This window comes from Krasilnikovia cinnamomea, assembly GCF_004217545.1.
Taxonomy (GTDB): domain Bacteria; phylum Actinomycetota; class Actinomycetes; order Mycobacteriales; family Micromonosporaceae; genus Actinoplanes; species Actinoplanes cinnamomeus.
Genome location: NZ_SHKY01000001.1, coordinates 6,796,530 through 6,805,545, shown reverse-complemented (window position 1 = coordinate 6,805,545; position 9,016 = coordinate 6,796,530). Strand labels below are relative to the sequence as shown.

Annotated in this window: 1 protein-coding gene (running past one end of the window); it reads right to left on the bottom strand. The window is 76.9% G+C overall.

The genetic code is table 11. The annotated features are described in order from the left end of the window. Positions 1–14: 14 nt before the first annotated feature. Positions 15–9,016 carry the 3' portion of a type I polyketide synthase gene (locus tag EV385_RS30390; protein WP_130512569.1) on the bottom strand. Its footprint extends 18,322 nt past the window's final position, so only the last 9,002 of its 27,324 coding nucleotides appear in the window; the start codon falls outside the window, past its right edge — the gene reads right to left on this strand; its stop codon occupies positions 15–17.

Sequence of the window (9,016 nt, the reverse complement as noted above, 5' to 3'; positions counted from 1 at the left end):
TCGGTTCGTCTCCGTCATTGTTCGCCGGCACCGTCGAGTGCCGCCCGCACCAGGTCGTCCACGGACATCGCGTCGATCGATTCGTGCGCCGCGTCGCCGGGCTCGGCGCGGCCGGTCATCTCCAGCAGGGGCTGGAGCACGCCCAGTTCCCGCAGCCGGTCGAGGGGCACCGTGGCCAGCAGCCGCCGGATGTCGGCTTCCTCGTCGTCGGGCCCGGCGGTCGCGCCGGGCAGCATCTCGGCCAGCAGGTACTCGGCCAGGGCCTGCGGTGCCGGGTGGTCGAACACCAGCGTGGCGGGCAGGTCCAGGCCGGTCGCCGCGGTCAGCCGGTTGCGCAGTTCCACGGTGGCCAGGGAGTCGAAGCCGAGGTCGCGGAACGGCCGCTCGGCGGTGACCGCCGCGCCGGAGGTCCCGAGGACCTCGGCGGCCTGCTCCCGGACGACGTCGAGGACCGCCTCCAGCCGCCCCGGCGCGGGCAGCGCGGCCAGCCGGTCCCGCAGCTCACCCGAGGTGACCTCCGGTGGCCCGGCGGCGGCGGGCAGCTCGGCGAAGCCCGGCATGTCGCGCAGCAGGTTGCCGCGCATGCCACGGGCGGCGCCGCTCCGGTCGACCGCGACGACCACGGCGGTGGCCAGGTCCTCGCGGACGAGCTGGCGCAGCACCGTACAGGCGGCGTCGGGGTTCAGCGCGGCGATGCCCGCACGGCGGGCGTGGGCTTCGGCGTCGGCGCCCTCGGCCATGCCGCCGCCGCCCCAGGCGCCCCACGCGATGGAGGTGGCGGCCCGGCCGCGCGCGCGGCGCTGTTCGGCGAGGGCGTCCAGTACCGCGTTGGCGGCCGCGTAGTTGGCCTGGCCGGGGTTGCCGACGGCGGACGACGCCGAGGAGAACAGGACGAACGCGGCGAGGTCGCGGTCGGCGGTCAGCTCGTCGAGCAGCAGGGCCGGGTCCACCTTGGCCCGGAAGACCCCGGTGAAGCGGTCCGGGGTGAGCCGGTCGAGGACACCGTCGTCGAGCACCCCGGCGGTGTGCACGACGCCGGTGAGGTCGTCGAGGCCGGCCAGCAGCGCGGTCATGGCGGCCCGGTCGGCCGCGTCCGCCCGGACCAGGCGGACGTCGGCGCCGAGCCCGGTCAGTTCGTCGCGCAGCTCGGCGGCCCCGGGGGCGTCCGGGCCCCGGCGGCTGACCAGGACGAGCCGCCCGGCGCCGTGGCGGGCGAGGGTCCGGGCCACGTGGGCGCCGAGGGCACCGGTGCCGCCGGTGATCAGGACCGTGCCGGTCGGCTGCCACAGCGCCTGCGGGTCCGGTGCGGGCGCGGGCAGCAGGCGGCGGCCGGACACTCCGGCGGCGCGGATCGCGACCTGGTCCTCGCCGTCCAGCCCGGCCAGGATCGCGGCCAGCGCCCGCGCGGTCTGCGGGCCGGGGGTGTCGGGCAGGTCGATCAGGCCGCCCCAGCGGTCCGGGTATTCCATGGCGGCCACCCGTCCCAGCCCCCAGACGGCGGCCTGATCGGGGCGCTGCACCGGGTCGCCGGGTCCGGTGGAGACGGCGGCGCGGGTGACGTTCCACAGTGGCGCCCTGACTCCCGCGTCGCCGAGCGCCTGCACCACCGTGGCGGTCAGCACCGCGTCCTGGACCAGGCTGACCACACCGCTCAACGCGCCGGTGCCGGTGAGGGCGGCGGCCAGGGCGGCCCGGTCGGGCCCGGTGACCGTGACCCGGACCAGGTCCGCGCCGAGGCCGTCGAGCACCTGGGTCTCCCACGCCCCGGCGTGCGGCGGCAGCAGCGCGAGCCAGGTGCCGGTCAGGGCGGTGCCGGGCGGGGCGGTCAGGGGCCGCCAGCCGATCCGGTGGCGCACCTCGTCGAGGGCGGCCTGGTCCTGCGCCCGGCGCCGCCAGTCGAGCAGGGCCGGCACCACCTGGGCCAGCGCCGTCCCGTCGACGTGCAGCAACCGTTCCAGCGCGGGGATGTCGTGGCGTTCCACCGCCGCCCAGATCGGCGCGTCGCCGGGCGGCAGCGCGGACCCGCTGGCCGGGCGCGGCGGGTCGGCCCAGAACCGCTGGTGCTGGAACGCGTACGTCGGCAGGTCCACCCGGGTGGCGTCGAGCCCGGCGAAGAAGGCCCGCCAGTCGACGCGTACCCCGTGGGTGTGCAGCCGGGCCAGCGCGGTGACCAGGTCGGTCTCCTCGTCGCGGTCCTTGCGCAGCGCGGGCACGACCAGGACCGGCGCGGTGACCGCCTCGGCGGTCAGCGCGGACAGCGCCGCGTCCGGGCCGACCTCCAGGAACGTACGCACGCCCCGCTCGGCCAGAGCGCCGAGCGCGTCGGCGAAGCGGACGGTGTCGCGGACGTGGTTCACCCAGTACTCCGGGGTGGCCGGGTCGCCGGTGGTGGCGATCGGGATGCGGGCCGGGCCGAAGGTGAGCCCGGAGACCACCTCGCGGAACTCGGCCAGCATCGGTTCCATCAGCGGCGAGTGGAAGGCGTGCGAGACCGGCAGCCGGGTGGCCTTGTCGAAGCGGGCGGCGACGGCCGACACCTCGTCCTCGGCGCCGGCGATGACGACCGAGGTGGGGCCGTTCACGGCGGCGATGGACACGAGGCCGGTCAGGTGCGGCACGACCTGCGCCTCGGTGGCCCGCAGCGCCACCATGGCACCGCCGGGCGGCAGGGCGCGCATCAGCCGGGCCCGCGCCGACACCAGCGTGCAGGCGTCCGGCAGGGACAGCACCCCGGCCACGTGCGCGGCCGCGATCTCACCCACGGAGTGCCCGGCCAGGTGGTCGGGGCGCAGCCCCCAGGATTCGAGGAGGCGGTACAGGGCGATCTCGACCGCGAACAGGGCGGGCTGGGCGTAACCGGTGTCGTTGAGGGCCTGCTGGTCGTCGCCCCACAGCACGTCGCGCACGTCGGGGTCGAGCCCGGCGAGGACCTCGTCGAGCGCGGCGGCGAACGCCGGGAACCGGGCATACAGGGCGCGGCCCATGCCGATGCGCTGGCTGCCCTGCCCGGCGAACAGGAACGCGAGCTTGCCGGGGCGGGCCTCGCCGCGCAGTACGGTGCCCGCGGCTCCGTCCTGTGCCAGGGCGGCCAGGCCGGCGCTGAGGTCGCCGGGGTCGCGGGCCAGCACGACGGCCCGGTGCGCGAACACCGACCGGCCGGTGGCCAGCGAGTACGCCAGATCCCCGACCGGGGCGGGCGGATCCGCCGGGTACGCCAGCAGCGCGGCCGCCTGGGCGCGCAACGCCTCCGGGGTACGGCCGGACACCAGCACCGGCAGCACCGCCGGGTCCGGGTCCGTGGCGCCGGGGCCGGGCGCCGGGGCAGCCTCGGGGTGTTCGAGGATCACGTGGGCGTTGGTGCCGCTGGCGCCGAACGAGGAGACCGCCGCGCGGCGCGCCCGCCCGGTCGACGGCCACGGCACCGACTCGGTGAGCAGCTCGATCGCGCCCGCCGACCAGTCGACGTGCGAGGTGGGCCGGTTCACGTGCAGCGTGCGGGGCAGCACGCCGTGCCGCATCGCCTGCACCATCTTGATCACCCCGGCGACCCCGGAGGCGGCCTGGGTGTGGCCGATGTTGGACTTCACCGCGCCCAGCCGCAGCGGGACGGCGCGGCCCTGCCCGTACGTGGCCAGCAGCGCCTGCGCCTCGATCGGGTCGCCGAGCCGGGTCCCGGTGCCGTGCGCCTCGACCGCGTCCACGTCGGACGGGGCGAGGCGGGCGGCGGCCAGCGCGCTGCGGATCACCCGCTGCTGGGCCGGGCCGCTCGGCGCGGTCAGGCCGTTGGAGGCCCCGTCGGAGTTGATCGCGGAGCCCCGGACGACCGCGAGGACCTGGTGGCCGTTGCGGCGGGCGTCGGCGAGCCGTTCCAGCACGAGCACGCCGACCCCCTCGGACCAGCCGGTGCCGTCCGCGTCGTCGGAGAACGCCTTGCACCGGCCGTCGGCGGACAGCGCGCCCTGGGCGCTGAACTCCTCGAAGCCCACCGGGGTGGACATGACCGTGACGCCGCCCGCGAGGGCCAGCGAGCACTCCCCCGCCCGCAGCGCCTGCGCGGCCAGGTGCAGCGCCACCAGCGACGACGAGCACGCCGTGTCCACGGTGACCGTCGGGCCCTGCAGGCCGAACGTGTAGGCGAGGCGGCCCGACAGCAGGCTCGCCGACTGGGCGGTCTGCCACTGCTGGCCGAACGTATCGGCGTCCACCCGGTACTCGCCGCTGCCGCCGCCCACGAACACCCCGGCGTCGCTGCCGCGCAGCCCGGCCGGATCGATGGCGGCCCGCTCCAGGGCCTCCCACGCGGTCTCCAGCACGAGGCGCTGCTGCGGGTCCATCACCAGGGCCTCGCGCGGGGAGATCGCGAAGAAGTCCGGGTCGAAGTCGGCGGCGTCGTACAGGAAGCCACCCTGCCGGGTCACGCTGCGCATGCCGTCGAGGTCCCAGCCCCGGTCGGTGGGCATGGCGCCGACCGCGTCCACCCCGGCGTCGATCAGCCGCCACAGGTCTTCCGGCGAGCGGACCCCGCCGGGATACCGGCAGGCCATGCCGACGATCGCGACGGCGTCGGTGGCCGTCGCGGCGGCGGACACCACGGGTACGGCGGTGTGTGGGCGGGCGCCGAGCAGCGCGTCGCGCAGGTGGTCGGCGAGTTCCCGTGGGGTCGGATGGTCGAACACCAGCGTCGCGGGCAGGCTGAGCCCGGTCCCGGCGGCCAGCCGGTTGCGCAGGTCCACCGCGGTCAGCGAGTCGAAGCCGAGATCCCGGAACGGCAGGTCGGCCTCGACCGGGTCGGTGCCGGTGTGTCCCAGCACCCCGGCGGCCGCGCCGCGCACCAGGTTCAGCAGCTCGTCCGGCCAGGCGGTCTCGGGCAGTTCCAGCAGGTGCTGCCGGAACTCCGGGTCGGCGACCGCCGCCTGGGCCGCCTCGGGCAGCTCGGCGATCAGCGACGCGGCGCACGAGGGCGCGAACCGTTCCCACACCACGTCGGCGACGACGGCCTCGGTGTGGTCGGCGGCGACGGCCTGCGCCATCGCGTCGAGCGCGTACCGGGTGGGTAGCACCGGCAGGCCGTTGCGGGCCAGGTGCGCGGCCATGCCCGCCTCGGTGGTCTCGGCCAGCGGCCCGAACGCGACGGCGGTGGCCCGCAGGCCCCGTTCGCGGCGGGTCCGCGCGTAGGCGATCAGCTCGGCGCTGGTGGCCGACTCCGCCGCCTGGCCGCGGAAGCCCCACACCCCGGCGACCGAGGCCAGCACCACGAAGGCGTCCAGCGCCCGGTCGCCGACCGCGGCGTCCACCTCGGCCAGCCCGGCGAGGTCACCGGCGGCGTAGATGACCGCGTCCGCGTCGGCGGGGTCCTCGACGGCCCGCGCCCCGGCGGCGGTCACCCACTCGGTGAGCTGGGGCGTGCCGCCGATCACCGCGACCGTGCCGCGCGGGCGCCACGCGTCGGCCGTGGCCTCGGCGCGCAGCAGGCGGCGGGCGTGCACACCGTCGGGACGTACGGAAATCTGCGTGGCCGGACCGGTCAGGGCCGCCCGCAGGCCGTCGGGGTCGAATCCGTCGGCCAGGTCGATGATGCCGCCCCAGGCGTCCGGGGCCTCCAGCGCGGCCACGGACGCGTCGCCCCACGCGGCCGGTGCCGAGCTCACGCACCACAGCGGTCCGGTGATGCCGTGCCCGGCCAGCAGCGCCAGCACGGCACCGGGCAGGTCGGGCAGCAGCGAGACGACACCGTCGAAGCGGGCGCCGGACGGCTCCGGCGCGGACCCGAGTTCTGGCAGGTCCGCGGGCTGGGCCGGGATCGCGGCAGAGCCGAGCGCCGCCACGACCGCCTCGTCGCGGGGGCCGGGCTCGGCGGGCAGCAGCACGAGCCAGCGGCCGTCCAGCGTGGTGGGTGCCACCGGCACCGGCCGCCACGCGATCCGGTAGCGCCAGCGGCCCACGTCGACCGGGGCGGGCGCCGCCGCCGCGACCTCGGGCCAGAACCGCTGCCGCTGGAACCGGTACGTCGGCAGGTCGATCATGCGGGCGCCGGTGCCCGCGAAGAACGCCCGCCAGTCGACGCTCGCCCCGGCGACGAACAGCCGGGCCACCGCGCCCGCGAACGTCTCCTGCTCGGCGCGGCCCTGGCGCAGCACCGAGATGACGTCCAGGTCACCGGCCATCGCGGCCAGCGCACCGTCCGGTCCGATCTCGACGAACGTGCCCACCCCCGCCTCGGTGAGCACGCGCAGGTGATCGGCGTGGCGCACGGTGTCCCGCACGTGCCGCACCCAGTACTCCGGCGACGTGACGTCGCCCGAGGCCACGAGGGGGATGCGCGGCTCGGCGAAGGTCAGCCGGGCCACCACGGCCCGGAACCCGGCCAGCATCGGCTCCATCAGCGGCGAGTGGAACGCGTGGCTGACCCGCAGCCGTCTGGTCCGCTCGAAGCGGGCGGCGACCGCCAGCACGGCCTGCTCGGCGCCGGAGAGCACCACCGCGTCCGGGCCGTTGACCGCGGCCAGGGCGACGTCGCCGCTCAGGTACGGCAGGACCTGCTCCTCGCCGGCCCGCACGGCGACCATGGCGCCGCCGGCCGGCAGCGCCTGCATCAGCCGGCCCCGCTCGGCGACCAGGGTGGCCGCGTCGGCCAGCGACAGCACCCCCGCCGCGTGCGCGGCGGCGATCTCACCGATCGAGTGCCCGGCGAGGAAGTCCGGGCGCAGACCGAGCGACTCGGCCAGCCGGAACAGCGCCACCTCGACCGCGAACAGCGCGGGCTGCGCCCAGCCGGTCTGTTCGAGCAGGGCCGCGTCGTCGCCCCACACCACCTCGCGCAGCGGGCGGTCCAGCAGCACGTCCAGGTGCGCGGCCGCCTCGTCGAACGCCCGCGCGAACGCCGGGAACCGGGCGTACAGGTCGCGGCCCATGCCGAGGCGCTGGGCGCCCTGCCCGGTGAACAGGAACGCCAGCGGCCCGGCCGCGCGGCTCACGCCGCGGGCCACCTCGGTGCGTTCGCCGCCGGTGGCCAGCAGCGCGGCCCGGTGCGGGTGCGCGGCCCGGCCCACGGCCAGGGTGTACGCGACGTCCAGCGGGTCGCCGTCCACGGCGGTGACCGCCGCCAGTTGCGCCCGCAGCGCGTCGCGGGAGCGACCCGACACCAGCCACGGCACCGCCGTGGGCACGATCACGCCGGGATCGCCGGGCCCGGCCGCGACGGCCTGGGGTGCCTGTTCCAGCACGACGTGCGCGTTGGTCCCGCTCAGGCCGAACGCGGACACCCCGGCCCGGCGCGGGCGGCCGGTCGACGGCCACGCGGTCGGCGACGTGAGCAGCTCGACCGCGCCGCCCGACCAGTCCACGTGCGACGACGGGGCGTCGACGTGCAGGGTCTTGGGCAGCTCGCCGTGCCGCATCGCCAGCAGCATCTTGATCACACCGGCCATCCCGGCGGCGGCCTGGGTGTGGCCGATGTTCGACTTCACCGAGCCCAGCAGCAGCGGGTGCGCGCGGTCGCGGCCGAACGTCGCCAGCAGCGCCTGCGCCTCGATCGGGTCGCCCAGGCTGGTGCCGGTGCCGTGCGCCTCGACCGCGTCCACCTCGGACGGGGTGAGGCGGGCGTCGGTGAGGGCGGCGCGGATGACCCGCTGCTGGGCGGGACCGTTCGGGGCGGTCAGGCCGTTCGAGGCGCCGTCGGAGTTGACCGCGGAGCCGCGGACGACCCCCCACACCTCATGGCCGTGGCGGATCGCGTCGGAGAGCCGTTCCAGCACCAGCACGCCGACCCCCTCGGACCAGGAGGTGCCGTCGGCCGCCTCGGCGAACGCCTTGCACCGCCCGTCCGGGGCCAGGCCGCCCTGGCTGGTGAACTCGATGAACGAGTCGGGGGTGGACATCACCGACACGCCGCCCGCGAGGGCCAGCGCGCAGTCGCCCGCGCGCAGCGCCCGCGCCGCGAGGTGGATCGCCACCAGCGACGACGAGCAGGCGGTGTCGACGGTCACCGTGGGGCCCTCCAGGCCCAGCGCGTACGCGAGACGGCCGGACAGGACGCTGGCCGTGGTGCCGGTGGCGAGATACCCGAGGACCTCCGGGTCGCCCGCCCGGCGCAGCATCTCGCCGTAGTCCTGGCCGTTGGTGCCCACGTACACGCCGGTCTGGCTGCCGCGCAGGGTGCCCGCGTCGATGCCGGCGCGTTCGAGGGCCTCCCACGCGGTCTCCAGGACCAGGCGCTGCTGCGGGTCCATGGCCAGGGCCTCGCGCGGGGAGATGCCGAAGAACGCGGCGTCGAAGTCGGCGACCCCGGTCAGGAAACCCGCCTCGCGGGTCGCCGAGTGGCCCTCGGCCAGCATCGCCAGGTCCCAGCCGCGGTCGGCGGGGAATCCGGTGATGCCGTCGCGGCCCTCGGCCAGCAGCCGCCAGAACTGTTCGGGGGATCCGGCCCCGCCCGGCATCCGGCAGCCGATGCCGACCACGGCGATCAGGTCGTCGTCGGTGGCCACGGTGGCGGTGCCGCGCGGGGTGGCGTCCGCCTCGGCGCGCGCGCCGTGCAGCTCGCCGAAGAGGTGCTCGGCCAGCTCCGCCGGGGTCGGGTAGTCGAAGACCAGCGAGGCGGGCAGGGTCAGCCCGGTCGCCACCTGCAGCCGGTTGCGCAGCTCCAGCGTGGTCAGCGAGTCGAACCCGAGGTCCTTGAACGCCTTGTCCGGCTCGACCTGGCCGGTGCCGGTGTGCCCGAGCACGGCGGCGACCTGCCCGCGCAGCATCCCCAGCACGGCGGCCCGGTCGGCCAGCCGCGGCGCCGCACCCGGCCCGGTCTCTTCGGGTACGGCCTGCCGCACCGGCGCCAGGTCGGCGATCAGCGGCAGCGGCCGGGCCATCGTGAACGCCGGCCCGAAGCGCGACCAGTCGACGTCGGCCACCGTCACGGCCGTCTCGCCCAGGTCGATCGCCTGGCGCAGCGCGGCGAGCGCCGGTGCCGTGTCCATGGGCCGGATCCCGCCGCGGCGCATCCGCCGCGCCGCACCGTCGGCGACCA